23 protein-coding genes and 7 tRNA genes are annotated in these 25540 nt (G+C 45.8%); 15 read left to right on the forward strand and 15 right to left on the reverse strand.

Going from position 1 to position 25540, the window contains the following annotated elements; all coding sequences use genetic code 11:
• Positions 1-12 precede the first annotated feature (12 nt).
• A complete protein-coding gene (locus ACXAH6_RS00080; protein WP_474874590.1) occupies positions 13-1353 on the forward strand; it encodes a class II 3-deoxy-7-phosphoheptulonate synthase in 1341 nt (446 codons plus the stop codon).
• A gap of 61 nt (positions 1354-1414) precedes the next feature.
• On the opposite strand, the gene ACXAH6_RS00085 is transcribed toward ACXAH6_RS00080, so the two are convergent.
• From ACXAH6_RS00085 to ACXAH6_RS00095, 3 genes are all read right to left on the reverse strand, one after another.
• Positions 1415-2266: a DUF1028 domain-containing protein gene (locus ACXAH6_RS00085; RefSeq protein ID WP_474874591.1), complete on the reverse strand. Its 852-nt coding sequence runs from the start codon at positions 2264-2266 to the stop codon at positions 1415-1417.
• A 132-nt stretch (positions 2267-2398) separates the two neighbouring features.
• Positions 2399-2614 (reverse strand): DUF3820 family protein, encoded by a 216-nt coding sequence (locus tag ACXAH6_RS00090; protein ID WP_474874592.1) that lies wholly within the window; start codon positions 2612-2614, stop codon positions 2399-2401.
• Positions 2615-2619: 5 nt separating this feature from the next.
• Positions 2620-4410 (reverse strand): ABCB family ABC transporter ATP-binding protein/permease, encoded by a 1791-nt coding sequence (locus ACXAH6_RS00095; protein ID WP_474874593.1) that lies wholly within the window; start codon positions 4408-4410, stop codon positions 2620-2622.
• 125 nt (positions 4411-4535) lie between these two features.
• Between ACXAH6_RS00095 and lepB the strand changes: the two genes are divergently transcribed.
• The 3 genes from lepB (at position 4536) to ACXAH6_RS00110 (ending at position 6817) form a co-directional block, all read left to right on the forward strand.
• Entirely contained in the window at positions 4536-5195 is a 660-nt protein-coding gene (lepB, locus tag ACXAH6_RS00100; RefSeq protein ID WP_474874594.1) for a signal peptidase I, read from the forward strand.
• Positions 5196-5304: 109 nt separating this feature from the next.
• A complete protein-coding gene (gene moaA, locus ACXAH6_RS00105; RefSeq protein ID WP_474874595.1) occupies positions 5305-6270 on the forward strand; it encodes a GTP 3',8-cyclase MoaA in 966 nt (321 codons plus the stop codon).
• Between the two features lie 4 nt (positions 6271-6274).
• Positions 6275-6817: a GNAT family N-acetyltransferase gene (locus ACXAH6_RS00110; RefSeq protein ID WP_474874596.1), complete on the forward strand. Its 543-nt coding sequence runs from the start codon at positions 6275-6277 to the stop codon at positions 6815-6817.
• An 11-nt stretch (positions 6818-6828) separates the two neighbouring features.
• Here ACXAH6_RS00110 and ACXAH6_RS00115 read toward each other — a convergent pair whose 3' ends face one another.
• From ACXAH6_RS00115 to ACXAH6_RS00145, 7 genes are all read right to left on the reverse strand, one after another.
• Complete coding sequence (locus tag ACXAH6_RS00115) at positions 6829-7101, reverse strand: hypothetical protein (protein WP_474874597.1); 273 nt, start codon at positions 7099-7101, stop codon at positions 6829-6831.
• A gap of 11 nt (positions 7102-7112) precedes the next feature.
• Positions 7113-7532 carry a thioredoxin family protein gene (locus tag ACXAH6_RS00120; protein WP_474874598.1) on the reverse strand — a complete coding sequence of 140 codons (420 nt, stop codon included), beginning with the start codon at positions 7530-7532 and terminating at the stop codon, positions 7113-7115.
• A 27-nt stretch (positions 7533-7559) separates the two neighbouring features.
• The gene (locus ACXAH6_RS00125) at positions 7560-9200 is read right to left on the reverse strand and encodes a response regulator (protein WP_474874599.1); all 1641 of its coding nucleotides are present in this window, start codon (positions 9198-9200) and stop codon (positions 7560-7562) included.
• Positions 9201-9284: 84 nt separating this feature from the next.
• Positions 9285-10784: a glycerol kinase GlpK gene (glpK, locus tag ACXAH6_RS00130; RefSeq protein WP_474874600.1), complete on the reverse strand. Its 1500-nt coding sequence runs from the start codon at positions 10782-10784 to the stop codon at positions 9285-9287.
• A gap of 241 nt (positions 10785-11025) precedes the next feature.
• Positions 11026-11101: transfer RNA gene (locus ACXAH6_RS00135), tRNA-Val, on the reverse strand.
• Positions 11102-11195: 94 nt separating this feature from the next.
• A tRNA-Val gene (locus tag ACXAH6_RS00140) sits at positions 11196-11271 on the reverse strand.
• A 34-nt stretch (positions 11272-11305) separates the two neighbouring features.
• Positions 11306-11381, reverse strand: a tRNA-Val gene (locus ACXAH6_RS00145).
• 274 nt (positions 11382-11655) lie between these two features.
• Between ACXAH6_RS00145 and gltX the strand changes: the two genes are divergently transcribed.
• The 5 genes from gltX to ACXAH6_RS00170 all read left to right on the forward strand — a co-directional run bounded on the left by gltX (position 11656) and on the right by ACXAH6_RS00170 (position 13950).
• Positions 11656-13065 carry a glutamate--tRNA ligase gene (gene gltX, locus ACXAH6_RS00150; protein ID WP_474874601.1) on the forward strand — a complete coding sequence of 470 codons (1410 nt, stop codon included), beginning with the start codon at positions 11656-11658 and terminating at the stop codon, positions 13063-13065.
• Between the two features lie 87 nt (positions 13066-13152).
• Positions 13153-13228: transfer RNA gene (locus ACXAH6_RS00155), tRNA-Ala, on the forward strand.
• 160 nt (positions 13229-13388) lie between these two features.
• Positions 13389-13464 (forward strand) — tRNA-Glu (locus ACXAH6_RS00160).
• A gap of 167 nt (positions 13465-13631) precedes the next feature.
• Positions 13632-13707, forward strand: a tRNA-Glu gene (locus ACXAH6_RS00165).
• A 167-nt stretch (positions 13708-13874) separates the two neighbouring features.
• Positions 13875-13950, forward strand: a tRNA-Glu gene (locus tag ACXAH6_RS00170).
• Between the two features lie 295 nt (positions 13951-14245).
• Here ACXAH6_RS00170 and ACXAH6_RS00175 read toward each other — a convergent pair.
• On the reverse strand, positions 14246-14980 hold the full coding sequence (locus ACXAH6_RS00175; protein WP_474874602.1) for a polysaccharide deacetylase family protein: 735 nt from the start codon (positions 14978-14980) through the stop codon (positions 14246-14248).
• A gap of 115 nt (positions 14981-15095) precedes the next feature.
• Between ACXAH6_RS00175 and ACXAH6_RS00180 the strand changes: the two genes are divergently transcribed.
• From ACXAH6_RS00180 to ACXAH6_RS00195, 4 genes are all read left to right on the forward strand, one after another.
• Positions 15096-16007, forward strand: a complete 912-nt coding sequence (locus ACXAH6_RS00180; RefSeq protein ID WP_474874603.1) for a M14 family metallopeptidase — start codon at positions 15096-15098, stop codon at positions 16005-16007.
• Between the two features lie 133 nt (positions 16008-16140).
• Positions 16141-16314: a hypothetical protein gene (locus ACXAH6_RS00185; protein WP_474874604.1), complete on the forward strand. Its 174-nt coding sequence runs from the start codon at positions 16141-16143 to the stop codon at positions 16312-16314.
• Complete coding sequence (locus ACXAH6_RS00190) at positions 16292-16498, forward strand: DUF1289 domain-containing protein (protein ID WP_474874605.1); 207 nt, start codon at positions 16292-16294, stop codon at positions 16496-16498. The genes ACXAH6_RS00185 and ACXAH6_RS00190 overlap by 23 nt, the downstream gene beginning before the upstream one ends.
• Positions 16499-16621: 123 nt before the next feature.
• Complete coding sequence (locus ACXAH6_RS00195) at positions 16622-17572, forward strand: tRNA-dihydrouridine synthase (RefSeq protein WP_474874606.1); 951 nt, start codon at positions 16622-16624, stop codon at positions 17570-17572.
• Here ACXAH6_RS00195 and ACXAH6_RS00200 read toward each other — a convergent pair.
• From ACXAH6_RS00200 to ACXAH6_RS00215, 4 genes are read right to left on the reverse strand one after another with little or no spacing between them, the layout of a single operon-like run.
• Positions 17569-19695 (reverse strand): putative bifunctional diguanylate cyclase/phosphodiesterase, encoded by a 2127-nt coding sequence (locus ACXAH6_RS00200; RefSeq protein WP_474874607.1) that lies wholly within the window; start codon positions 19693-19695, stop codon positions 17569-17571. The two genes, ACXAH6_RS00195 and ACXAH6_RS00200, sit on opposite strands and share 4 nt — an antisense overlap.
• A gap of 2 nt (positions 19696-19697) precedes the next feature.
• Positions 19698-20189: a Rab family GTPase gene (locus ACXAH6_RS00205; protein WP_474874608.1), complete on the reverse strand. Its 492-nt coding sequence runs from the start codon at positions 20187-20189 to the stop codon at positions 19698-19700.
• Entirely contained in the window at positions 20186-21940 is a 1755-nt protein-coding gene (locus ACXAH6_RS00210; protein ID WP_474874609.1) for an OmpA family protein, read from the reverse strand. Before ACXAH6_RS00210 ends, ACXAH6_RS00205 begins: the two co-directional genes overlap by 4 nt.
• A gap of 9 nt (positions 21941-21949) precedes the next feature.
• On the reverse strand, positions 21950-22486 hold the full coding sequence (locus ACXAH6_RS00215) for a hypothetical protein (protein ID WP_474874610.1): 537 nt from the start codon (positions 22484-22486) through the stop codon (positions 21950-21952).
• A gap of 336 nt (positions 22487-22822) precedes the next feature.
• Between ACXAH6_RS00215 and ACXAH6_RS00220 the strand changes: the two genes are divergently transcribed.
• Entirely contained in the window at positions 22823-24241 is a 1419-nt protein-coding gene (locus ACXAH6_RS00220) for an amidohydrolase (protein WP_474874611.1), read from the forward strand.
• Positions 24238-25512 carry an amidohydrolase family protein gene (locus ACXAH6_RS00225; protein ID WP_474874612.1) on the forward strand — a complete coding sequence of 425 codons (1275 nt, stop codon included), beginning with the start codon at positions 24238-24240 and terminating at the stop codon, positions 25510-25512. Before ACXAH6_RS00220 ends, ACXAH6_RS00225 begins: the two co-directional genes overlap by 4 nt.
• Positions 25513-25540 lie beyond the last annotated feature (28 nt).

Raw genomic sequence — 25540 nt, forward strand, 5'->3', positions numbered from 1 at the left:
CGAGGACGATAAGTGAGCAACTGGCAACCGGATAGTTGGCGCAATAAGCCAATCCTCCAACAACCGACCTACGAAGACAAAGCATTACTAGCAGACGTAGAGAACAAGCTGAGTTCTTATCCACCGCTGGTTTTTGCTGCTGAAGCCCGTGAGCTTCGTAAACAGCTAGGACAGGTCAGTCAGGGTAAAGGCTTTTTACTTCAGGGTGGCGATTGTGCTGAATCGTTTAGTGAGTTTAACGCGCCAAAAATTCGCGATACTTTTAAAGTATTGTTGCAAATGGCCATTGTGTTGACCTTTGCCGGCCGCTGCCCAGTCACTAAAGTGGCGCGTATGGCTGGACAATACGCCAAACCACGTTCAGCCGATTTAGAAACGCGAAACGGTATCTCATTACCCAGTTATCGCGGCGATATCATCAATAGTATCGAGTTCACCGAAGCGGCTCGTATGCCTGATCCTAATCGCTTACTCGAAGCTTATCATCAAAGTTCAGCCACATTGAACCTACTTCGCGCATTTGCACAAGGTGGTTTGGCTGATTTACACGAAGTAAACCGCTGGAATATGACCTTCTTGGAAAACAACCCCATGAAGGAACAATACCAAGACATTGCAAAGCGTATTCAAGACTCTCTTGAGTTTATGGACGTAATTGGGATCAATTCCAGCAATACACCAACCTTGCATGAAACTTCATTGTTTACGTCTCACGAAGCCTTGTTGTTGAACTATGAGCAAGCGTTGACTCGCATAGATACACTCACGGGTAAGCCTTACGACTGTTCTGCACACATGGTGTGGATTGGCGAGCGTACGCGTCAGTTAGATCATGCTCATATTGAATTCTTCCGTGGTATACACAACCCAATTGGTGTGAAAGTTGGGCCAAGCATGCAACCAGACGAGCTAATCCGTTTGATTGACGCCTTGAACCCGACGAATGACCCTGGTCGTCTAACGTTAATCACGCGCATGGGCGCAGGCAATCTTGAGCAAAACTTACCTGCATTGTTACGCCGCGTGAAAGAAGAAGGTCGCCATGTGGTGTGGAGTTCAGACCCAATGCACGGCAATACCATTACATCAAGCAGCGGCTTTAAAACCCGTAACTTTGATGCAATCCTGAGTGAGATTAAGCAATTCTTCGGCGCGCACGAAGCAGAAGGCACTCATGCTGGTGGTATTCACTTAGAAATGACAGGCCAACACGTGACAGAGTGTACCGGTGGTGCTTATCAAATTGGTGATGACGATTTGAAAGAAGCCTACAAAACACAATGTGACCCACGTTTGAACGCAGACCAAGTATTGGAATTAGCGTTTTTGGTGGCTGACCACTTACGCAAGTAAGACTAATTGCATGTGCGAAAAAGGCGCTAGGTGTGAAACCTCAGCGCCTTTTTTAATTGGGCTAACGGCGGGTGAGGGCTAAGTAGTGCGGCACACTGGCGAAGAAACGCTGATTAATTTTGCCCGCTTCCATATCGAATAAGTGTGCCATGTTATTAATTTCGAAGGCTTTTCCCCAGCGCTCTACTTCATCTTGTTCTGTAAATTGTACTACCAGATCAAGTTGCTCTTGAGAAAGCTCGCCGATATCGCTGTGAGAACCACACAAATAACTCGGTTGATACAACTTGTGTACCTCAAACAGTTGATACAGTTGATAACAGGCTTGGTTTGCCGCATCGATTCGAAGATCAACCAGTGTATCTGAGCCTGAATAGCCAGCCGCTTTTTGCTTGGCGATGATCGCGGCGGCGAGTTTTCCTCGTGGCTCATCTAACGCTGATTCTGTTTGCATGAACGCACTAATAATCGACTGTAATAAATCGTTTTTGTGCCCTTGAAACGCCTCGAAGTGATCAGTAAGACAAGCAATAGTCCCTTGTTTTAAGCGGTTACCTATGGCGATGTAGCCGTCTCCCGTTCTTACTTCCACTGCCCCTACACAATTAACCCCACAAAAGAACGTCGATTTACCGGAGGCGGAAAGTATGGCAACTTGGCGGAAACTCTTTTCTGCATCGTCATGTAGAAACGTATTGAGCGCTTGTTGAGGGTCGCGAGTTGCGCTTAGTGTATCTAGGCTTGCGTCGACCGCTTTAGGGTTAGCGACAGATTGAGTGAGGATGATCCCAACGCCTGTACGTATGTGGGGAACCAAGGCGCCAACGGCTAAAAAATGTGATGAACTCGCAGCCGCTAACAGACCATGCTTGTCAGTTGCAGCCAGCGAAAAAGTCGCCAGTTTTATCGTCAAAATGTCGCTCCTCAAGGCAGTAGGAGCGACACTTTAGCACTCGGCTTGGCCTATCGCAAAGCGCTATTGGTCGTAGATAACAGACTGTTAAATATGGGTAATTTTAGTGTAAACAAATGGCAGTAATACAACTTAATCTTCGTCAAGTAGCGGTTCAACCACCTTTTCCATGCCATTTAGTTTAATTTCATACATTAGCGCCAGTTGTTGACCAAGTTTGTTATTAGGAAAGCCTTGTTGATAAAACCATACCAAATACGGCTCAGGTAAATGGAATAGTCGCCGTCCGGCATATTTGCCGAATGGCATAACGGTGTTAATGGCTTGTTTTATCAGTAGTGGGTCCATAATGACTAATGCTGTTGTTTTTGTTGGGCATCCCACAAGGCTTTGTAATAACCTTGTTCTGCTAACAGGGTAGCATGAGTACCTTGTTCGATAATACGGCCTTGTTGCATCACTAAAATTTGGTCAGCATCAACAATGGTAGATAGTCTGTGCGCAATGACCAAGCTGGTATGCCCCTTTGCTGCCTCTTTAAGAGCGCCAATGATGGCTTGTTCCGACTGGCTGTCTAAAGATGAAGTGGCTTCGTCGAAAACGAGAATTGGAGGGGCTTTCAGTAAAGCTCTGGCTATGGCGATACGTTGCTTTTCTCCGCCCGATAATTTCATTCCCCTTTCACCTACCTGCGTTGACAGCCCCTCAGGTAATCTTGCTATAAAGTCGTTTAGGTGTGCTAATACGATGACTTTATGTACGTCATCGTCTGTTGCGTGAGGGTTGCCATAACGAATATTTTCCAAAATTGAGTCATTAAACAATACAGTATCTTGAGGCACTATCCCAATGTGTTTACGCAATGAATCAAGTGTGACTTGGTTAATTTCCTGACCATCTATCGTAATGGTACCTTCGGTTGGGTCGTAAAATCGAAATAGTAACTTTACGATAGTGGATTTACCCGCGCCACTCTCTCCAACAATAGCAACTTTGCTTCCCGCTGGTATCTCAAAACACAGGTTATCAAGAATCTGTCGTTCGTCCTGTCCACGTTTATAGTAGAAGCTGATTCGGTCAAACTTAATCACACTGTGTTTGATATGCATTTCTGGCGCATCGTTTGGTGCGGAAATGGCGGGTTGTTGGCGTAAAATGGCAAAGAGGTTTTCAATGTTAGCCAGTGAACCTCTGATTTCACGATAGACAAAGCCCAAGAAGTTCAAAGGCATAAAGATTTGCATGGTAAACGCATTGATTAGGACAAAGTCGCCAATGGTCATTTTCCCTGCCTGTACTTGCAGCGCTGCAAGTACCATCATACTCGTCATTGCGCTGGCAATAATAAATGCTTGGCCAGCATTGAGTGCAAATAGTGACAAGCGGTTTTTACGTCGTGCGCTCTCCCATTGTGCTAAGTTATGATCGTAGCGTTCAGCCTCAAATGCTTCGTTGTTAAAGTATTTTACGGTTTCGTAATTTAATAAGCTGTCTACGGCTTTGGTGTTTGTTGTTGAGTCTGCTTGATTCATTTGGCGCACGAAACGCGTTCGCCAATTCGTTGCTTTGACCGAAAATGCAACGTAAAGGACAACAGCTACCAGAATAATTAGCGCAAACTCGATACCGTATTGTTGATAGAGAATACCAACCACCATCGCTAACTCAACGAAGGTTGGCACAATATTGAACACCATAAAACGCATTACAAAACTAATGCCACTGGTACCGCGCTCTATATCGCGAGACAGGCCCCCAGTGCGACGGTTCAAGTGATAGTGTAAATCTAGCCGATGCAGATGTTTGAATACTGTTAGCCCGAGGCGACGCATGGCCCTTTCGGTTACACGGCCAAAAAGTGTATCGCGCACTTCACCTAGTATTACATTGAAAAAGCGTAGGGTGCCGTAAGCCGTTATTAAGGCCAGTGGAACAGTGAGAAGTAACATGCCATCACTATTGAGGGCGTCGACGGTGTGTTTGAGAACAAAGGGCAAGGCAACACTGGCTATTTTCGCCAGTATTAAGCACACCAAGGCGAGTACCACGCGGGTTTTAAATTCGAGTAAATAGGGCCACAGTTGACGTAAAACTTGCCAATGCATTGGCGTATCGGGGTCTATGGCATGTCGAGATTTGGGCATCAGGTTTTATATTGAAGTGTTTTAGGCAGTCTAGCTAAAATTAGGCAAATGAAGAAGAGAAGATGTCTAGGGGAACCATTTACACATTTCGTTGTTCTTATTATTAATGCTGAAGGAGAGCAATAATGAAAAGTCAAAAAATGAAACAACTATGGAAAGAGTATCGTTCTTTGATGCTGTTTATTTTACTCATGTGCGTTTTTAGGAGCGCTGTTGCCGATTGGAATACCGTACCAACAGGCTCGATGTTGCCAACTATTGTCGAGGGTGACCGTATTTGGGTGAATAAAATGGCATATGACCTTCGAATCCCTTTTACGCATCAATCCGTTAAGCGAATCGCCGACCCAGCTCGTGGTGATATCATTGTGTTTGACTCTGAAGCGTCGGATAAGCGTTTGGTAAAACGCGTTATTGGGGTACCAGGCGACACCATAAGCATGCAAAATAACGTGTTGTATATCAATGGCCAAGCAGCGAATTATGAGGCCGTGACACGCACTACAGCATGGCGAGAGCAAATTGAAACACTAGGGCAAATAACCCATAAGGTCAGACTGCAAAACCAACCTTCGTCGTTTTCTAGTTTCGCAACCGTTACAGTGCCTCAAGGGCATTATTTAGTGTTAGGTGATAACCGAGACAATAGTGCAGATTCTCGTTTTATCGGCTTTGTACCAAGACAGGAAATTATAGGCCGAACTGAAAATGTCGTGCTGTCGTTGAATTACGACAATTACTACTTACCTCGTCAGCATCGCTTTTGGGTTCCTCTCGACGCTTAACACTGGCGGCAGTTCGCCCCGATAGTTATAGGCTATGCCATGATAGGTATTGAGAAAAATGCTGATTATGGCATGGTAGAGACTTTCTCCAAACACGAGCTCGTTGCTTTTGCTACAAGACACATTTGGTCGCCGTTTTTATTATTTAAGACTGTCGATTACCGAAGCCTGTAATTTTCGCTGTCAATATTGTTTACCGGATGGCTATCAGCCGACCGGTGATAAGTTCATGTCTGAAAAAGAAATTCAAACGGTGGTACAGGCGTTTGCTGGTTTGGGCACGCGTAAGATACGCATTACCGGTGGTGAACCTAGCTTGCGTCGAGATCTTACTCATATCATCGCATCAACAGCCAGCACCGAAGGGGTGCGTAAAGTCGCTATGACCACTCATGGTTTGCGTTTGGCGCAATATGCCAAAGACTGGTACGACGCTGGGTTAGACCAAGTAAATGTAAGCATTGATTCACTCGATCCTCGTCAATTTGCCGCGATTACGGGCAATGATAATCTAAAGCGCATTCTTTTAGGTGTTGATAAAGCCCTTGAACTAGGTATGAAAGTTAAAGTGAATGCGGTGCTGATGCGCCATTTGATGAAAGGCGATTGGCATCACTTCCTTTCTTGGATTAAAGACAAGCCAATTACTTTGCGATTCATTGAGTTAATGGAAACTGGCGACCATCCGGCGTTTTTTGAACAACATCATATGCGCGGCGCTCCGGTTAAAGAAAAGCTATTGGCAGAGGGCTGGCAACCGGTGATGAAAACCAAAGACGCGGGGCCAGCACAAGAATTTGTTCACCCCGATTATCTCGGTAAGCTGGGCCTTATCATGCCATACAGCAAAGATTTCTGTTCTGATTGTAACCGCTTAAGAATCGCCGCCACAGGCAAATTGCATCTGTGCTTGTTTAGTGAACAAGGTTTGGATTTGCGCCCTGTTATTCAGGCCGGTGACGTGTCGGCTCTGCAAGCTCATATTCGCGCTTTGTTAACCGATAAAAAAGCGTCGCATTACCTACACGATGGTAACACTGGCGCCACCCGTCACTTAGCAATGTTAGGCGGCTAATACCATGTTTGAAATTCCAGATAGTGCCCGTTTGAGTTTCCACTTTGTAACAGCTCAAGACGCTGATTTTTTGTTTCAGCTAGATCAAGACCCTGAAGTGATGCGATTTCTCAATGGTGGCAAGCCGACGCCCAGAGATGACATCGATAATGTTTTTCTTCCCAGGCTCAATGCGTATGCATATCGCGAGCGGGGGTGGGGGCTGTGGAAGGCCTGCTTGAAAGACACCGCGAAAACACCGATAGGTTGGATACTTGTGCGCCCTTATGGTTATTTCACCGATTCTGCAGAAATGGATAACTTGGAATTGGGGTGGCGGTTTATGCGGGAATATTGGGGGAAAGGCCTAGCATCTGAGGCCGCTGAACGCGTACGAGATACCCTCTTTGAAAGCGGTGTACAAGTGTTTTCAGCGATTGCGATGCCAGACAATCTTGCATCTATCGGAATTATGAAGAAACTGGGTATGGAGTTTGACCATTTTCAGCACTATCAAGACGCGGTATTTGACGAGCAAGTAGTGGTTTACAAGCAGTCTTTTGAGTGACGAGGCATTCGCTACTCACCACGACTAATGCGAAATTGCCGGAGTTTGAACCTCAACCAAACAAAAAGTGATGAAGCAGGAATAAAGGCCAGCGTAAGAGGCCAAAACCAACTGAAAAAAGTATCGGATACCACTGTCCAGTTGACACTGCTTTTTGTATGAAACAGTTGCGCAGGGTTCACCGCGTAATCCATTAATGTGGTGCCAGTCGATATGATCAAAGCCATACCTATGGCGGTTAACACCAGACGAGTTAATAGTCGAAACACTTTCCTTAACGTCATAACGGTCTTCATTAGCGCCATTTGAGCGGCGGGACAGGGACGTTGGGGTATGCTCCACATTTATCGATGTAATCATACACAGCCGCTTTTTTATAGAACCAAAAACGTTCAAAGGGTTCTGTGTGTTGACTGTCAATAACACAACCTTCTGGATCAAAGAGCACAAAATGTGGCACTGAATTAAAAGTAGGGATATCTCGGTCTTCGTCAAAAGGAATGCGGCCATCTTGCTCTACGGGGCATCGCAGGTAAATTACCTTTTGCAGCCGTACTAGAGCTTCTTTGGAAGACAGCAAAAGATGCATCCGATGTGACCATTTACACCAGTCACCACCAAATTCAACCAGTATGGGGCGTTGTGATTCATGTGCTTGGTCTAATGCGGCATCAAACTGCTGTGTAAATGTTGCGAACGATGGAAATGAGCGCATTACAATCCTTTGGTAAGAGTCGCTAAATTAATTCAGCCACTGTTGCAGAATCATCCGAATTTGATCATAGCGCTGGATTTGTTCGTCTGTTAACGAGCTGTTTTCTAACGTCTCCATACACTGAAAAATCATGGGGCGTTGTTGATCAAATTCATCGAGTTGCAGTGTGTGCTCTCGCATTTTTACCACAGTGGCTTGCAACAAGTTTAACGCGATCGAAGGGTTCTTTGGCATTAACGTAAATGCTTCACGGAACCGACGAAGCGCATTGGTTATGTCGCCTTTATCATATTGGGACACCGCGTCATTATTCAACTCCTTCGGTGTCATACGTATTGCTGATTTTTCTGCTTTTTGGTTTTGTATGTATCTTAGAAATAGCGCCCCTTGATTTGGGTTTTGTTCACAACGACTTTCTATTTCATCCAAAATATTGAGCGCGTGGTCATGTAATCCAACTTCGTGAAACGCTTTGGCTTTATCGAGCAAAGATTCAATAGGGTCGGCTTCCCATTGTGCATCATTGAGTTGGTTCAACAGCGCTTTAGCATTGTCGATATCATCTTTTAAGTAATATTGCCTCGCTTGAATAACGGTCAAGGCTTCAGCAACATTGGCCTTGGGGTGCTGCTGTGTTAACTGTTTTAAATAATCCTGTGATTGATGTAGTACCTCGGTAACACTGTCGTCTTGCGTTGTCATGGCGTAATCAATGCCAGCCCGCGCCACATTGAGGTAATGCTCGGGCTTGTCGTAAAGCGAATTTTTTGCCATTTTTACAATATGCTTGGCCGCTTCAAACTGGCCTGAATAATCGTGAACAATACGAGAAAGGTCAAATGCTTGCTTGTTTCGTTCCTGATTTCGAGGTGATATGTCACGGGCTAATAAAACACTTTCTAACGCGTCGTCGTAATCTTCGCGTTTCATATGCAGGCTTGCTAACAAATCATAGGCGGCGAGCGATGATTCTGGTTTGAATGCTAAGTCGATGATGTTTTTTTCTGCTTCATCATCCATATCAAGAGCAATGAACGTTTGAATTAGGCCAATATGCGCCCAATTGAAATGCTGTACATTCAGTACTGCTTGGTAAAATTCTTTGGCTTCGTCAAAACGCTGCATTGCCAATAACAGCTCCCCTTTAATGCGCAACGCATACGGGAAAAATTCAGCTAAATTTTTCTGAGTTAGTACGCTGTCTACTTCACTCAATGCCTCAATATATTTTTCACTCCCCATGAGTGCCAATGCCGGTTTGAGAACCGATTTACGCCGCAGGATTTTTTCTAATCGTTTTTCTAACTCGCTGACTGAAAAGGGTTTGGCTAGGAAGTCGTCGGGTTGGAGTTCAACAATACTGTGTACAATATCAGGCGTTGTTTCAGCACTGATAAACAGAAATGCCACGTCAGGGGTAATTTGTTTGTGCGCTTTTAACTTTTCATATAAAAAATAACCGTCTTGGGTTTTTTCCAGATCATACGCGCATAAGATGACGTCAAATTTGTGGTCATTGATTTTTATTTCGGCGTCATCAACATTCACGGCAACCGCAATCCGTTGAAAGCCTAACTCTTGCAGCGCATATTTAATGTGGCCCTGGTCCATCGATTGATGTTCTATTATCAATACGCGTGTTGTTCGCGCTATTTTTGGGTCAATCATAGTGCTCTCGCTGCGTGGTTACACCAACTGTCATACTAAGCACTGTAACCCGAAATGGGCGTGAAACGTAGTGTAATTTCAAGCTCATTGTTGGCTAAATAGGCGTGTTGCAGCAACCGCTCGTTGCCATCGTTCAATTTGGCTTTGCCTAACAGAGGCTTCACATTTCGGGTCGTATTGGGTTTGTACTGGGTTTTGTTGTTTCAGGCTGGTGGTGTCGCTTATTAAGCCAGCATACAAGCCTGCGAGATAACTTGCGCCTAATGCAGTGGTTTCCTTAACAAAAGGTCGTGTTACTGGGAGGCCTAACAAGTTAGCCAAAAATTGGCAAAACCATTGATTGGCGACCATACCGCCATCAACGGCTAGCTGTTCTACGGGTATCCCGTCAGCCGCCATAGCGGCCATTAAGTCATGGGTTTGATAACACACCGATTCTAAAGCTGCTCGAATTAAGTGGGCTTGGGTTGTACCGCGCGTAAGGCCAAACACACTGCCTTTGGCTTCCGAATCCCAATAAGGAGCGCCTAGACCAGCGAAAGCTGGGACCATCACCACGCCATGTTCATCGTCTAAAGTACGCGCGAAACCCTCGGACTCTTTGGCGTCGTTGAGTATACCAATGCCATCGCGACACCACTGAATGGCAGCTCCTGCGATAAATATTGATCCTTCTAAGGCATAGTGGGTTTCACCATTGATCGTATAACCAACGGTTGTCAGTAGCTGGTTTTGGGAATAAACAATATCGGTACCCGTATTTGCTAACGCGAAACAGCCTGTGCCATAGGTACTTTTCATCATGCCTTTTTCAAAACAGCATTGACCAATTAATGCCGCTTGCTGGTCGCCCGCTACACCGCAAATCGGAATGGGGTAGGGAAGTAGACCTGCTGCTGTTACGCCATAGTCATCCGCAGACTCTTTGACTTTAGGAAGCATGGTTTCGGGGACATCGAAAAGGGCCAATAGCGCATTGTCCCATGCCATATCACGAATATTAAACAGTAGGGTTCGCGAAGCATTGGTGGTGTCTGTGGCATGGACTTTTCCTGTAGTTAGTTGCCAAATCAGGAATGAGTCGATAGTCCCAAATGCCAGTTCGCCAGCCTCGGCTTGTGTTTTTGCACCGTCAACATTATTTAAGATCCAGTGAATTTTTGTGGCTGAGAAATAGGGGTCGATACGAAGGCCTGTTTTGTGGGTAACCGTTTTGTTGTGTTGGCCATGTTGGGCGCACCATTCAGCCGTACGCTTGTCTTGCCATACTATCGCTGGGTAGATAGGTTCGCCGGTAGACTTGTTCCAAACCACCGTGGTTTCACGTTGATTGGTAATACCTAACGCTTTAATCACAATACCCGCTTGAGAGGCTTGGGCAATGGCGTCTTTGCACACTTTCAGTGTGACCTGCCAAATTTCTGTAGGGTCGTGTTCTACCCAACCCGTTTGAGGGAAGTGCTGAGTAAAGTCTTGCTGGGCTTGAAATAACACTTCTCCGCTGGGAGAAAAAACAATAGCGCGAGAAGAGGTTGTGCCTTGGTCAATTGCAAGAATCGCAGCGGGTGTTTCAGGGTGAGTCATACATGCTCAGAGTTAACGATATGATAACAACAGCATAGCGCGAAAATTAAAATAAAAACAACGAATAAGGTTGGGGGAGTGTGTTGAAATCCGGTGGTTCGCAACGAAGTGTTGAACCAGTGTCTCTTTGTTTTATGAATGTATTGAAATATAGGAGAAGTGATGAACGCTACTGTGGCTCGCAACGAAGTGTTGAACCAGTGTCTCTTGTTTTATGAATATATGGAAATATAAGGGGAAGTGGTGGACGCTACTGGGCTTGAACCAGTGACCCTCGCCTTGTAAGGGCGATGCTCTCCCAACTGAGCTAAGCGTCCATATTGTCAATTTGTATTCTTAGAGAGTGGTGGACGTTGCTGTGGCTCGTAACGAATTTATTGAACCAGTGACCAACACTTCACTCTGAAAGAGTGGTGGACGCTACTGGGCTTGAACCAGTGACCCTCGCCTTGTAAGGGCGATGCTCTCCCAACTGAGCTAAGCGTCCATCTAAAATACAAATTTTTGTGGAAACTAAAGAGTGGTGGACGCTACTGGGCTTGAACCAGTGACCCTCGCCTTGTAAGGGCGATGCTCTCCCAACTGAGCTAAGCGTCCGCTTTGTTTCCGTTGTCGTGTCCGACAAGTGGGGCGTATTATAGGGGGCGAACTTTTTGTGTCAACACTAAAATAAAACAAAATGTTTGTTTGCTGCAAAAGTAGTCATTTCGGGTCGTGTTGCATACAACTTGTATTTAATTTCGGCAGTTTCTTCGCTTTAGCTCGGTTTATTTCATCTTTTATGCAGTTTCATCTGTGCATTTCTTTATTAGTAGTGGCAATGATTGATAGAATACGCGGCATTTTCTAACACAAATAACAGAGAGTTATTATGTCGGTTGTTACTCGATTTGCCCCCAGCCCTACAGGTTACCTTCACGTAGGTGGCGCGCGCACGGCATTGTATTCATGGCTATATGCCAAAAAACAAGGTGGTCAGTTTGTATTACGTATCGAAGATACAGATATTGAACGTTCTACTGATGAAGCGAAACAAGCTATTTTAGATGGTATGGAGTGGTTAGGTCTTAAATGGGACCAAGGGCCTATTTATCAAACTGATCGCTTCGACCGTTATAAAGAGCTTATTCAGCAGCTTCTCGATAATGGTCAAGCTTATAAGTGCTTTATGCCGGCAGAAGAACTTGACGCGATTCGTGAAGAGCAGAAAGCCAAAGGTGAAAAACCACGTTACCCAGGTACCTGGCGTGATCGTACTGATCACCCAGAAGGCCAGCCTTTTGTTATTCGCTTTAAAAACCCGCTAGACGGCACAGTCGTCATTAATGACCATGTGCGTGGAAAAATTGAAATCAGCAACACTGAGTTGGATGATCTTATTATTCAGCGCAGTGATGGTACGCCTACCTATAACTTCTGTGTGGTTGTCGACGACTGGGATATGGGCATTACTCACGTTGTACGTGGTGAAGACCACATCAACAACACGCCTCGCCAAATTAATATCCTTAATGCGCTAGGTGCTCCCATTCCAGAATATGCACACGTTTCTATGATTTTGGGTGATGATGGCAAAAAGCTATCTAAACGTCATGGCGCAGTGAGTGTGATGCAATATCGCGATGATGGTTATTTGCCACAAGCGGTAATGAACTATCTGGTTCGCTTGGGTTGGTCTCATGGTGATCAAGAGGTTTTCTCAGAAGAAGAAATGATTAACTTGTTCAGTTTAGACAACATCAGCCCTTCAGCCTCGGCTTTTAATACAGAAAAGCTGATTTGGTTAAACCAACACTATATTAAGACCATGCCAGTTGAAGAAGTTGCAGCACATGCGCAATGGCATTTTGATCAACAAGGCATCGATGTTTCAACAGGCCCAGCGTTAACCGACGTGATTGCCATTCAAGCTGACCGTGTGAAAACGTTAAAAGAGTTGGCAGAGATAAGCCGTTATTTCTATCAAGACTTTGAAGAGTTTGATGCGAACGCAGCTAAGAAGCATCTTCGTCCAGTGGCAAAAGAGGCCCTCGAAGTAGTAAAAGCGAAATTAGCTGCAATTACTGAATGGAATCCGGAAAATATCCAAGCTGCTATTAATGGAACAGCAGAAGAATTGGAAATTGGAATGGGTAAAGTAGGGATGCCTTTGCGTGTTGCTGCTACAGGCGGAGGTAACTCTCCTTCCCTTGATATTACTCTGAATTTACTCTCGCAGGCGAAAATTGATGACAGAATAAGCAAGGCGCTCGCTTTTATAGCAAACAGAGAAAATTCGTAAAAAAACCGTTGACATGATCTCGGTGGATGCCTAGAATGCGCCCCGCTGTCACGGAAGAGTCATCTGAAAAGATGAGTGTGATGACACGGGGCCATAGCTCAGCTGGGAGAGCGCTTGCATGGCATGCAAGAGGTCGGCGGTTCGATCCCGCCTGGCTCCACCAAGAATTTTAGGTTTCACAGTCCTTTAACTGTGAGTATAGGCTGGAGGTTTAATAACCTTCGGACGGAAATTTCAGTAAGGAATAAGGTCGCTCGATTTCGCAGAGCTCATCTCGCCTTACAGAAATTTAGCAAAGCGAATGCTTTGCTAGCAAAATTTCTGTCCCCTTCGTCTAGAGGCCTAGGACACCGCCCTTTCACGGCGGTAACAGGGGTTCGAATCCCCTAGGGGACGCCATTTTAAAGGTGTCACAGTCCTTTAACTGTGAGTATAGGCTGGAGGCTAGATAAAACTAGCTTTCGAGACAAGAGTCTAGATTTGTAAGAAGAAGGTCGCTCAGTTCGCAGTGCTCACTTCGCCTTACAAAAAATCCACAAAGCTTTGTTTTGTGAAGAAGATTTTTTGTCCCCTTCGTCTAGAGGCCTAGGACACCGCCCTTTCACGGCGGTAACAGGGGTTCGAATCCCCTAGGGGACGCCATTTTCAAGGTGTCACAGTCCTTTAACTGTGAGTATAGGCTGGAGGCTAGGTAGAACTAGCTTTCGAGACAAGAGTCTAGATTTGTAAGAGGAAGGTCGCTCAGTTCGCTGCGCTCACTTCGCCTTACAAAAAATCCACAAAGCTTTGCTTTGTGAAGAAGATTTTTTGTCCCCTTCGTCTAGAGGCCTAGGACACCGCCCTTTCACGGCGGTAACAGGGGTTCGAATCCCCTAGGGGACGCCAATTGAAAAACCAGCCTTCGGGCTGGTTTTTTGCTTTTTGGTGTTCGCAAGGGGTGAGAAGCCCTTTGATTACACCATCATATCGAACTTTTTCATTAGATCTTTCATCGTATTACTAAAGATAGACTTGGGGTTCGACACCACTGTCGGGAACAGTGGTGAACGTGCGAAGCACGGCCCGAAGGGCAACAGGCAGGAGCCTGTTGTAATCCCCTAGGGGACGCCAATTGAAAAACCAGCCTTCGGGCTGGTTTTTTGCTTTTTGGTGTCCGCAAGGGGGGAGAAGCCCTAAATCCCTAATGATTTTTCATTGCTTTACGGTGAGCCGTATACGTATCTACGTTGTATTTGTCTTTGTTATCTACTAGGTATTTCACAAACCCTTCATGGGCTTCACTAGATACCGCTATATAATCGCCTCCCACGCCATGAAAAATGTAAGTCACTATTTTTGTCGATTCGGGAACCTTGTTTAGCATCTCGATAAGATCTTGTGTCGAACTGTTCTCTGGCATGTAGACCGTTTCAGTTTCTTTATCAAATTCCCACCATTTTATCCCCGTGAATAGCCCAGCGAGTGCGGGAATATAGTTTTTGCCGCCTGCTAACTTGTCGCCGCAGGGTGGGGTGTAAGAACGCTCCGTTTTACCATCAACCGCAAATAACACCTCGTTGGCTTGTTTTACTTGTTCAAGCATGTCTTCAACACTCATGGTATCGAGGTCATTGTCAGCAGCAACCCATTCTCTGCCTGGTAAGCTAGCCTGACACGGATGAGTGAGGCTGTGATTACCTAATTCGTGGCCTTGTTGAGCAATGCTGGCCCATTCAGGCTGATGTGATGTGAATCCGTCATAACTCGGTACAACGTAAAAAGAGCCTTTTACTTGATACCGATTGAGAACAGGGATCACGTTAGCCAACTGGCTTTCCAGAGCATCATCGTAAGAAAGATTAACTCGTAGTGGCTCAGCGGCTAATGCCGAGTAACTTAAGGCACTACAAAGCACAACCGTAGCGAATACTTTCATAACTTTCCTTGTGTCTTGAGATAGTTGTTCATTGCAACAGGTTTCTTCACCTTTGTTAAATGGAAATTCATGATACGCTTAGGCCATTGCAATAATAAAAACGACAGGAGTAGCAATGAGCGCCTATCCAATTGGCACTCCGGGAACACCTTGGAGTGACGATGAAAAAGCACAATGGTTTGAAGCACAAACCATTAAACGCAGTTATAAAGAAGAAGTACTCGATAAGTTAGAGCTGCACGTCGAGGGCTTAGCCCTAGTGCAATACGGAGCATTACCTTATGATGAAGCTCGTTATCCGTTATTTGCTTATTTGAGTGAAGCCATTGATGTAAACAAACCTACAGTACTCGTAACTGGTGGGGTACACGGGTATGAAACCAGTGGTGTTCAAGGTGCGCTCCTGTTTGCGCGCACAGAAGCTGCACATTACCTAGATAAATGTAACCTCATTATCGCGCCTTGCGTCAGTCCGTGGGGCTATGAAACCATCAATCGTTGGAACCCGAAAGCGTTAGATCCCAATCGTTCTTTTTATCCCGACTCTCCAGCGGCTGAACCCGCTGCGATTATGCAGTTTGTGCAAAGTCTCAAGCTCGATATTACGATGCATATCGATTTACACGAAACAACCGACACCGACAACTCAGAGTTTCGCCCTGCGCTAGCTGCTCGTGATGGCACAACACACGATAATTGGAACATTCCTGACGGGTTTTATTTGGTTGCCGATACGAATCAGCCTCAGATGGCTTTTCAACAGGCAATTATTAACGCCGTAAAAGCCGTGACACACATCGCACCGGCAGATGAAAACGGCAAGATCATTGGCGCAGAGGTAGAATCTGAAGGCGTGATTTGTTACGACAAACCAGCATTGTTCTTGTGTGGTGGGTTCGCCAACGCGCGTTTCTGTACCACAACAGAAGTGTACCCAGATAGCCCAACAGCAACGCCGGATATTTGTAACCAAGCACAAGTGGTTGCCGTTAGTAGCGGGATTGAGTTTGTTTTAGCCAATTTATAGGGCAAAGTTTCACAAAGCGTCACTTTAAGTTGACGTTTTGTGAAGGCTTTACACTGCACAGACATAAATTATTTTAACAGACGTTTGGATTTCTGGACGTCTAAACGTATAATCCTCTCAAAAGGAGGGGATTGTGTACCAATTTACAGCACTTATTTATGACGGTTTGGCCCAGCATTTGGTTAAGCACCAGTGCACATCCGTGGATGAATTTAATCAATACCTCCACCACGTGTATCCGGTGTATATTTGTGTGTGGATGAGTCAAGACTGGCTACAACAAGATGAAATCGGTCAATCAGCATAAAACAAATACGCTACCTGCAATCACGTCACCTTGTATTGGCAATTGTTGTCTAAATTTTGATGACGTCTGTGTTGGGTGTTATCGCCATATCGACGAAATTACGGGTTGGTCTCAGGCCGACGATCAACAGCGTCGACACATTCTTACCCAGTGCCAAATACGTCAACAAAAACACCGGAAATAACACCGATTCTCTTCGCGCTCGTTTGGCATTTTTGCTACAATCCGCGCCGTTTTACTGGCCGGAATACGGGGCACCTACCCATCTGCGTTAGTCTTTAATTCTCTCACAAGGTACAGAGGTTTCATGAAAGTCGTATTAGCCCCAATGGAAGGCGTTGTTGATCACCTGATGCGTGATATGCTGACCCGCGTCGGCGGCTTTGATTTATGTGTAACCGAATTTGTACGTGTGGTTGATCAAAAGCTGCCTAAAAAGACCTTTTTTCGTTTATGCCCTGAGTTGTTAAACGGCAGTAAAACCCCTGCAGGTGTGCCAGTGAGGGTACAACTGCTTGGCCAGCATCCACAATGGTTAGCCGAAAACGCCTTGCAGGCCGTTGAACTGGGCTCTCCCGGGATTGATTTAAACTTTGGTTGCCCAGCTAAAACGGTGAATAAGAGCAAAGGCGGCGCGGTATTACTGCAGTACACCCAGCAGCTTTACGACATTGTTAAAGCCGTACGCGAGGCGGTACCTGCTGATCAAGTTGTTACTGCGAAAATTCGCTTGGGTTTTGAAGACAAATCGTTAGCTATCGACAATGCTTGTGCCATTGCAGACGCGGGTGCGTCTGAACTGGTGGTGCATGCGCGTACCAAAACTGAAGGTTATAAGCCACCTGCTTATTGGGATTGGATAGCAAAGATGAAACAGCATACCGATATTCCGATTATTGCCAATGGCGAAATTTGGAGTCGGGAAGATGCGCTCAATTGCCAACAGCAATCAGGGTGTGAAAACCTGATGATTGGCCGAGGTGCGTTGGCGCTACCTAATCTGGCTCATTGTATTCGAGGCACTCAAACGCCTATGTCGTGGGAAGCACTGACCGAACTATTAATTAATTACTCAGGGTTTGAAATATTCGGTGATAAAGGTCGGTACTATCCCAACCGCATTAAGCAGTGGTGCGGATACCTAAAACGCCAATACCCTCAAGCGCACGTTTTGTTTGATGCAATTCGCCGACTCACTCAAGCCGACGATATAGTACGGGTATTAGAAGCGCAGCGAACCGCACCTGAAAACCATTAGTCAGCTTTTTTGGGGGCGAGTCGTTTGGCAATAAACTCGCTCACGGTTAGCGGCTTGTCATAAAAATAGCCTTGACCATAGGTGCATTCGTGAGAGACGAGAAAGTCTTGTTGCCTTTGCGTCTCAATCCCTTCGGCAATAATCTGCAAATTAAGGCTTTTCGCTAAGCTTAAGATCGCTTGTATAATGGCTTGATCGTCTGTGTTTTCGCTCAGGTCTCGTACAAAAGAGCGGTCTATTTTTAACTCATCTATTGGGAGTCGCTTCAAATACACTAAGGAGCTGAAGCCGGTACCAAAATCGTCGATAGAAATGGTAATACCGAGCGCCCGCAATTCATTGAGTAGCACCGAGACGGTGTCTAAACTGTCTATTAGCACACTTTCGGTTAACTCAATCGACAAATTGTCGGCGCCAACATTAAACTGTTTCAGTGCCGTTTGTATTTGCGCCAGTAACGCAGCGTCAACCACCTGCCTTCCTGAAATATTAATGGCGAGCCTGATATCAATATTGGCACAGGATAAACTTTCTAACGTACGGCACGCTTCCTGAATCAGCCATTCCCCAAAGGGTAAAATGAGATCGGTGCGTTCTGCCAGCGGGATAAATACGTCGGGAGGAATAAAGCTACCGTCATCTAATCGCCAGCGAGTCAAGGCTTCGCATTTCACCACCTGTCCCGAATGCAGATCTACAATGGGCTGTAAAAAGAGTTCGAGTTGTTGGTTTGCAATTGCGTCACGCAGCTGAGCTTCCATCGTCGACATGGCTTGTTGCTGACGTTTTAAGTCTTCATCGTAAATTAAGGTGGTATTTTTACCCTGATATTTAGCAATTTGAAGGGCAATATCACTGTGGTGCAGTAACTCGTCAGCTTGTGTGGCGTGCTCTGGAAAGTTCGCAATGCCCATATTAACCGACAGGTTAGATTCAGCTCCTTGCAGCGACGTATACGTTTTGACTAATAAAGCCAGCATTGTACTGGCGTAGTGTTCAATCTGCTGGCGTGAAGGAGCATCGAATTGCTTCACAACGGCAAATTCGTTACTTCCAATTCGGGCAACAAAACCGTTGTGGCCAACAAAATTCTGAAGGCGCTGGGCAAAATGCCGCAGTATTTCGTCGCCTGAGTGATAACCGAGTTTTTCGTTAATTTTTTTAAAGGCGCGAATATCAATGGTAATTAGGGTAAAAGGCGCGCCCTGTTTAACCAGTTTTCGTGTGTAGGTATTGTAGTAGTTACGATTGGCAACACGAGTGAGTGAGTCTAACCCTGTGGCGGGTAACACTGCATCTTCTTTATTGTGAATGTGGGTGATGTCGGTAAAAAGAAAAATCCAATGGGTTAGGGTGTTATCATTTAATACCGGATGAATTGTGAGTTGTAGCCACGCCTCGTGCGCCTCGTCGGCTTGCCAGTACAACTCGCCTTGCCACGGTGCTTTTTTGTCTACTAATGAGGGTAAGAACCCGTCGGGAATACTGACATCACGCATAAATTGTTGCAACATGCTGCCACTGTTGTTGTCTTCATTACAAAGAAGCAGTTTTTTAGCGGCTCTGTTGTCGATGATGGTATGTTGATGCTTGTCTAATATCACCACGCCCGTGTCTAAATGGTGGATGGTTTGTTTGAGTGGGGGTAATAAAGTATCGAATTTTTGATTGTTCAGCAGTGCTTCGTCAAGACGATGGCGAATATACTCGTGTTGCCCCACAATTTCATGATGACTTAGCAGTAATTCACGTGCGGCCTGCAAGGTTTTTTGTTTTTCTGCGAATTGGGCAGCAACATTTTTTACAACTAAAAAATGTTGGCCTTCACCATTATTGATCGCCAATGCTTCTAGGCGCAGGGTGTGATCATCAATCTGTTCACTCCAATATCCCGACGATAAGGTCATAGCTGTATCGTCGTGCCAAATTTCTTGTGCATCAAATAAGAAATCGTTGAGAAACAAAGACCGAAAACTGGAAAATGGCTCATTGGCCTTTGTTTCTGGGAGAATATGAGCGCTCCATTCCACCTCAGGTGTTAGGCAAGCATAGTGGTTAGTATCAATCGGTGTGAAAATAGCGCAATCTGTTACGCCTAGGGCATTGAGAAGTTGAATATCCATGTTCAGTTTGCCCAAAAAGCAATATCGGTAAACAGCGCTTCAACGTTGTCACCGGTTTTTGCACTGGTTTTAATGGTACTGGCAAACCGGGCGCTGTGCTTCGTTAACTCTTCTTCTGTCCAGTGCCAGTTAGACGGTAGGTCGGTTTTGTTAACGACGAAAAATGCGGGTACATCTGGATATTGCTCTTGTGCCATGTCTAGTATTTCCATGCCTTCAATAAGCGATTGTGCGCGGGTTTGATCAACCACAATCATGTACGCACTCGCACCGCGTAAATAGCGAGGGTTAAACCCGCAATAGCGGTCGATACCTTCTAAGTCCCAGATCAGTAACTGCACATGGTTGTCATTGTGAACAACTTGCTTTTTATCAATTTTCACGCCGATAGTTGTCTGGTATTTCTCTGAAAAAATACCGTCGACAAATTGTTTAATTAAACTGGTTTTTCCCACTCCAGTGGGGCCAAGCACGCACACTTTTTTTTGAATCACTTCGTGTGTACCTCATGAGTGTTTGGTGAAGAAAATAAAACGTGGAAGAAAACACTGCGTCCCATCTCAGGTTTGGCGAGTTCGACTTGCCCAAGGCCGATTGGGATCAGTGAGCGGGTTTCAATATTCAACGACTCAAGCGCTTGGATAACACTGTAGGCTCGCGACTCACTGAGTTGTTGGTTATGTGCAGAGGCGCCGGTGTGATCACTGGCGCCGAGCACGAATAGTGTCATTTCGCGCTGTTGCTGTTTGGCTAGCGCTTGAAGCTGGCGAATTACCCCAGCAACAAAAGTAATATCGTCCATTTGCGCCGCTGAAACGTTAGCTTGATTGGGCGCAAAGATAATAGGCTTGGTTGCTAACTTACCTGAAAGTGCGGTTAATAGTGCCTCTGTTGCGGTGTTTTCAGACAGGTTGGGAGTGACTACAGTGATCTTGTCTACCGATATCGCGAGGGTATCAATGCCTGGTATCGCCGCTAATGCACGCTCAAATTGTTTGGCTTCATAGGCTGTGAGTGAGCCGCTCAACTCGTTATTGAGGTATGTTAACGAAGGGTACTGCAGCAAGACGTTTGCCAACTTTTGCTGAATAACATCCTGGCTCATTGATGCATAAGGCGATTCGTTGATTGATAACACTTGAGCATCAATACTGTGCTGACGTAGCCATTCATTTATACTCACTGCGCTAGGATCGCGCATTACGTCTAAGTGTACTTGCCCATCTTGAACTCGGTTGCTGGTTACCACAATACCTGCGGGACGAGGTAATTCATTGATGTCGGATTGCAGAAGAGATAATTCGAGGCGCACAAAAATCAAATAAATTATGGCCAGTAATGCCACACCTATCACTATGCCACCCATCAACAGGCTTTTTTTCTTTGTTGATGTGTCTTTTCGTTCGCTAACCAAGCAATCAGTGAGTAGTGTTTCGCACCCTGCAAAACTACTATTGTCGCCTTGGTAGTCCTGTAATGGCTTTTGGTAAAAGCGGTGAAACTCCTCCAACGTCACTTGTAACTTGGCCCTTATTTCCGGCGGGACACTACCAGACACGGCTGCAACAATAATGGCTTGAGGGCCTATTTTGGTTAATAAGGTAAAGGCTTCGGTTTTAATTTCATCAATGTCGTTGTCGGTATCTTGCTCGGCCGTGTGAAACGCGTCGGCAACAAAGTCATTAATCGCCACCAGCATAGACGACATTAAATCAGCGTCTTTGGTGCGATCGGGGTCATTGGCAACTGTGTGTAGTAGGGTGCCAGTTTCCCGATGAATAACGAAAATCTGTTGGACTTGATACTGGTAAACCTGCGACGCCACATATTCAGAATAGCGAATACCGGCTTGCCATGCTTTTAAACGCCAAGTAATGCTTTTGGGGCTTAAACTGTGTTCGATTAACGCGTTGGTTCGTTCAACAAAGTCGACCAGAAACGCCGATACGGCTTTGCGTACTAACGTGCCGACGAGTGGATATAGGGTACCGACAATTTTTTCGCTGTTGGCTTCAATAGAGCGATGCAGAGAACGTTCAACCAAAGGAACAAGGACTTTGTTAACCGAACCATCTTGTCCTTCTCGTTCATGCAGCGCCTCAGAAACCACATCAACAACCATGTTTTTTGCGTTGCGCTGTACTGCTTGCTGTACGAATTTATCGTCTTTACCTATCACTAACTCACGAATCTTCTCCATGGATGAGTCGGTAGAAGTGGAGGCGGCGGTCGCACTGTTATTCATGGGTTTGATTTAATCGGTAACGAGGTTGTTCGCCATAGTAGCGAGTAAACTGGCCAATGTTTTTCTGTCGGTTTTGTTTTCAGACAGTTCATTGGTGACTTGTTTCAGCTGTTCTAGTAAGGCCTCGTGCCGCTGTTGCATTAACGTTTCCAAGTTATCGAACTCTTGCACCATGTGTTTTTCTAGTGCGTCGTTGTCTTGTTTGGCAACCGTTTCAGCAATTTCTAAATCAGAATGCAGCTTGTCTGCCGTCACTTGTAAAGCGTTTTGCGTGGAATTGTGAGCATCATTTGACGCATCTAAACGTTGCGACAAAGCTTGTATTTCGTCTGAGATGTGTTTTCTGATATCGCCAAAGGTTTGGTTAAGTTGCTGATCTAACGCACTGAAACGCTGAGTAATCTGGTGTTCTAAATCGGTAACTTGTTGCTGTAACGCACGATTGGCCTGCCCAAATATAATTTCTCTCAATTGGGTGAGTTCATCAGTTGATGCACTGTCGTTCGCGGATTCACGCTGTTCATTGTTGGATTTCTTCGTTGCCATTTCTTCCCTCCAAAGGCAATAAGAACAGGTTGTGGATGAGCGACACCCAAGCGTGACGGCTTCCTGCTTGTCGACTACTCGCTCAAATTCACAACAGGTGATGTAAAATTAGCACTATTTTGGCGCGATGGGAATTGTAAAGCGGGGAATACTTAATCAAGGCGAAGTCATTGACGGCGCTTATCTTATTCTCGCTCTATTTGAACGTGTAGTCGCTTGCTGCTGGAATTAGCTTTGTCTATGTTTGATTATGTCCCATTGTCTCTTTTATTTGAGCGGGGCAACACAACAACAAATTAGTATAAATAAAACTGATACAACAAAAATGGAAATACTATGAAACACACTCGTTCGCGAATTGGCTTAGCCCTCGCGTGCTTGTGCGCTACCACACTCTGGGGATGTGGTGACGAAGCGAACAAGCCTGCAGAGCAAGCACCCAAAGTGACTATCGACAAAGACCCTTACCCAAGCACGTATACGCCGATCCCCGGTGCTGAGACGGTGATTACCAACGTGACTATTCTTGATGGAGTTGGCAACAAGATTGAAAACGGCATGGTCCATTTTGCCGACGGTAAAATTGTTGCAGTGGGCAGTAATCTTAGTGTGCCGAGCGGTGCACAGGTTGTTGATGGTGAAGGCAAGTGGGTGACCCCGGGTATCATCGACGTTCACAGTCATTTAGGGGTGTATCCTAACCCGTCTACACATTCTCATTCTGACGGCAATGAAATGACCCGTCCTGTCACGCCGGGTGTGTGGGCAGAGCATTCGGTATGGCCACAAGATCCTGGTTTTGGTCGTGCACTTGCTGGCGGTGTTACATCGTTACAAATTTTGCCGGGCTCAGCTAACTTGTTTGGCGGTCGTTCAGTGGTACTGAAAAACGTACCAAGCCGCACTATGCAAGATATGAAATTCCCTGAGGCGCCTTACGGCTTGAAAATGGCCTGTGGTGAGAACCCCAAACGGGTTTATGGCCAAAAAGGTGGCCCTGCAACGCGTATGGGTAATGTGGCGGGTTATCGCAAAGCTTGGGCTGACGCACAAGCTTATCAGCGCAGCTGGGAAAAATACGACGAAGATTACGAAGCGGGTAAGAATCCAAACCCTCCTAAGCGTGATCTACACCTAGAAACACTGGCTGGTGTACTAGACGGTGATATTAAAGTGCATATGCACTGTTACCGCGCTGACGAAATGACCGTGATGATGGATGTGATGAAAGAGTTTAATTATCAGATTACGTCATTCCAACACGGTGTTGAAGCTTACAAAATTGCTGACAAGTTAAAAGAAAATAACGTGTGCTCTGCAATGTGGGCTGACTGGTGGGGCTTTAAAATGGAAGCCTACGACGGTATTCGTGAAAACATTCCAATGGTTCACGCCGTTGGTGCCTGTGCAATTGTGCACTCAGACAGCGACTTAGGAATTCAGCGTTTGAATCAGGAAGCGGCAAAAGCGTGGTCTGATGGTTTACGAGCAGGTATTGATATCAGTGAAGCGGATGCGTGGACGTGGTTGTCTGCGAACCCAGCTAAATCACTGGGTATTTTTGACAAAACCGGTTCTCTAGAAACGGGTAAAAACGCAGATATCGTGTTGTGGACGGCTGACCCGTTCTCTACCTACGCCAAAGCAGAGAAGGTTTATGTGGATGGTGGTCTTGCTTATGACCTGAACGATCCAGAATCATGGCCAGTGAGTGATTTCGAAGTTGGGCAAATCGGTGAAGGAGACGCGAAATGAAAAAGGCATTATTTTTAGTTTCAGCATTGTCGCTATCGGTTTCAGCCTTTGCTGAGAAGGTTGCGATTGTCGGTGCAGACGTGTACACCATGACCACGCAAGGTATCGTTAAAGGCGGTACTGTGCTGCTGAATGACGACAAAATCGAAAAAGTCATTGGTGGCACTGATGCGCCAAGTGGTTATCGCGTAATTGATGCCGCTGGCAAAGTCGTCACCCCTGGTTTTATTGGTGCTCATACTTCATTGGGTTTGGTTGAAGTGGGGATGTCTGCAGGTACAGTAGATAGCTCTACCAAAGCTAGCCTCATTTCTGGAACTGGCGCTGCTTTTGATGTGAGTTATGCGGTCAATCCTGATTCAAGCTTAATTGGTATCACAAGACTTGAAGGTTTTACCTCTGCTGCCACTACCATTACACGAGGCGAAGGCCTGTTTAATGGCCAAGGGGCAGTGATTACTCTTGATGGTAAGGCAACCCCCGTACTTAAGCCGCGTGCGTTTATGAGTGTGGATGTGGGTAACCACGGTGCAGACGATAATGGCGGTTCACGTGCTGCGTTATGGGTAGCACTTGAACAAGCGATTGCAGAAGCGGAGTCTGTGAAAGGCACTTTGTCAGCAACCAGTGATTGGAATGGCATTAACACGCCAGCTGATATTACTGCATTGAAGGCTGTCGTGAGCGGTAAAGCGCCTTTGTTTATGTCGGCTGATCGCGCAGCGGATATTCGTCAGGTGATCGCGTTTAAAGCTCGCCACCCCAAAATCAACGTGGTACTTGTACATGCTGTTGATGGATGGCGTGTTGCTGACGAGATCGCAAAGCACGATATTCCCGTGATTATCGACCCAGAGTACAACTTACCTGGTGGCTTTGATCAGATGGGTGCAACCCTTGCCAATGCGGGTCGACTTGCCAAAGCCGGTGTAAACGTTGCGATTGGTATGGATACGCACAATATTCGCTTAGCTGCTCAACATGCGGGAAATGCCGTTGCAAATGGTCTACCACATTTGAGTGGTATTGCAGCCTTGACCAGTGTACCTGCACAGATATTAGGTATGTCGGGTGAGATAGGTGAGTTGTCTGCTGGGGCGAAAGCGGATGTGGTTATTTGGAGTGGTGATCCACTCGAAGTCACTGAAGCTGCCGAGCAAGTGTTTATCGACGGTGAAGCCATGCCAATGGAATCTCGCCAGACTAAACTGCGCGACCGCTATCTAACCAAAACATCGAATGCGCATACGCCGCAATATATTCGCCAGTAACGGCTGAGTATATGTGACAATGAAAAAA

Source organism: Alteromonas sp. ABE4_545 (assembly GCF_056161325.1).

Coding starts and splice junctions, on each gene's coding strand:
- gltX (WP_474874601.1), top strand. CDS start 11,656: ATGTCGGTTGTTACTCGATTTGCCCCCAGCCCTACAGGTTACCTTCAC.
- ACXAH6_RS00095 (WP_474874593.1), bottom strand. CDS start 4,410: ATGCCCAAATCTCGACATGCCATAGACCCCGATACGCCAATGCATTGG.
- ACXAH6_RS00220 (WP_474874611.1), top strand. CDS start 22,823: ATGAAACACACTCGTTCGCGAATTGGCTTAGCCCTCGCGTGCTTGTGC.
- ACXAH6_RS00110 (WP_474874596.1), top strand. CDS start 6,275: ATGTTTGAAATTCCAGATAGTGCCCGTTTGAGTTTCCACTTTGTAACA.
- ACXAH6_RS00190 (WP_474874605.1), top strand. CDS start 16,292: ATGAAATCGGTCAATCAGCATAAAACAAATACGCTACCTGCAATCACG.
- ACXAH6_RS00210 (WP_474874609.1), bottom strand. CDS start 21,940: ATGAATAACAGTGCGACCGCCGCCTCCACTTCTACCGACTCATCCATG.
- glpK (WP_474874600.1), bottom strand. CDS start 10,784: ATGACTCACCCTGAAACACCCGCTGCGATTCTTGCAATTGACCAAGGC.
- ACXAH6_RS00215 (WP_474874610.1), bottom strand. CDS start 22,486: ATGGCAACGAAGAAATCCAACAATGAACAGCGTGAATCCGCGAACGAC.
- ACXAH6_RS00195 (WP_474874606.1), top strand. CDS start 16,622: ATGAAAGTCGTATTAGCCCCAATGGAAGGCGTTGTTGATCACCTGATG.
- ACXAH6_RS00125 (WP_474874599.1), bottom strand. CDS start 9,200: ATGATTGACCCAAAAATAGCGCGAACAACACGCGTATTGATAATAGAA.
- ACXAH6_RS00225 (WP_474874612.1), top strand. CDS start 24,238: ATGAAAAAGGCATTATTTTTAGTTTCAGCATTGTCGCTATCGGTTTCA.
- lepB (WP_474874594.1), top strand. CDS start 4,536: ATGAAAAGTCAAAAAATGAAACAACTATGGAAAGAGTATCGTTCTTTG.
- ACXAH6_RS00120 (WP_474874598.1), bottom strand. CDS start 7,532: ATGCGCTCATTTCCATCGTTCGCAACATTTACACAGCAGTTTGATGCC.
- ACXAH6_RS00200 (WP_474874607.1), bottom strand. CDS start 19,695: ATGGATATTCAACTTCTCAATGCCCTAGGCGTAACAGATTGCGCTATT.
- ACXAH6_RS00175 (WP_474874602.1), bottom strand. CDS start 14,980: ATGAAAGTATTCGCTACGGTTGTGCTTTGTAGTGCCTTAAGTTACTCG.
- ACXAH6_RS00090 (WP_474874592.1), bottom strand. CDS start 2,614: ATGGACCCACTACTGATAAAACAAGCCATTAACACCGTTATGCCATTC.
- ACXAH6_RS00115 (WP_474874597.1), bottom strand. CDS start 7,101: ATGACGTTAAGGAAAGTGTTTCGACTATTAACTCGTCTGGTGTTAACC.
- ACXAH6_RS00180 (WP_474874603.1), top strand. CDS start 15,096: ATGAGCGCCTATCCAATTGGCACTCCGGGAACACCTTGGAGTGACGAT.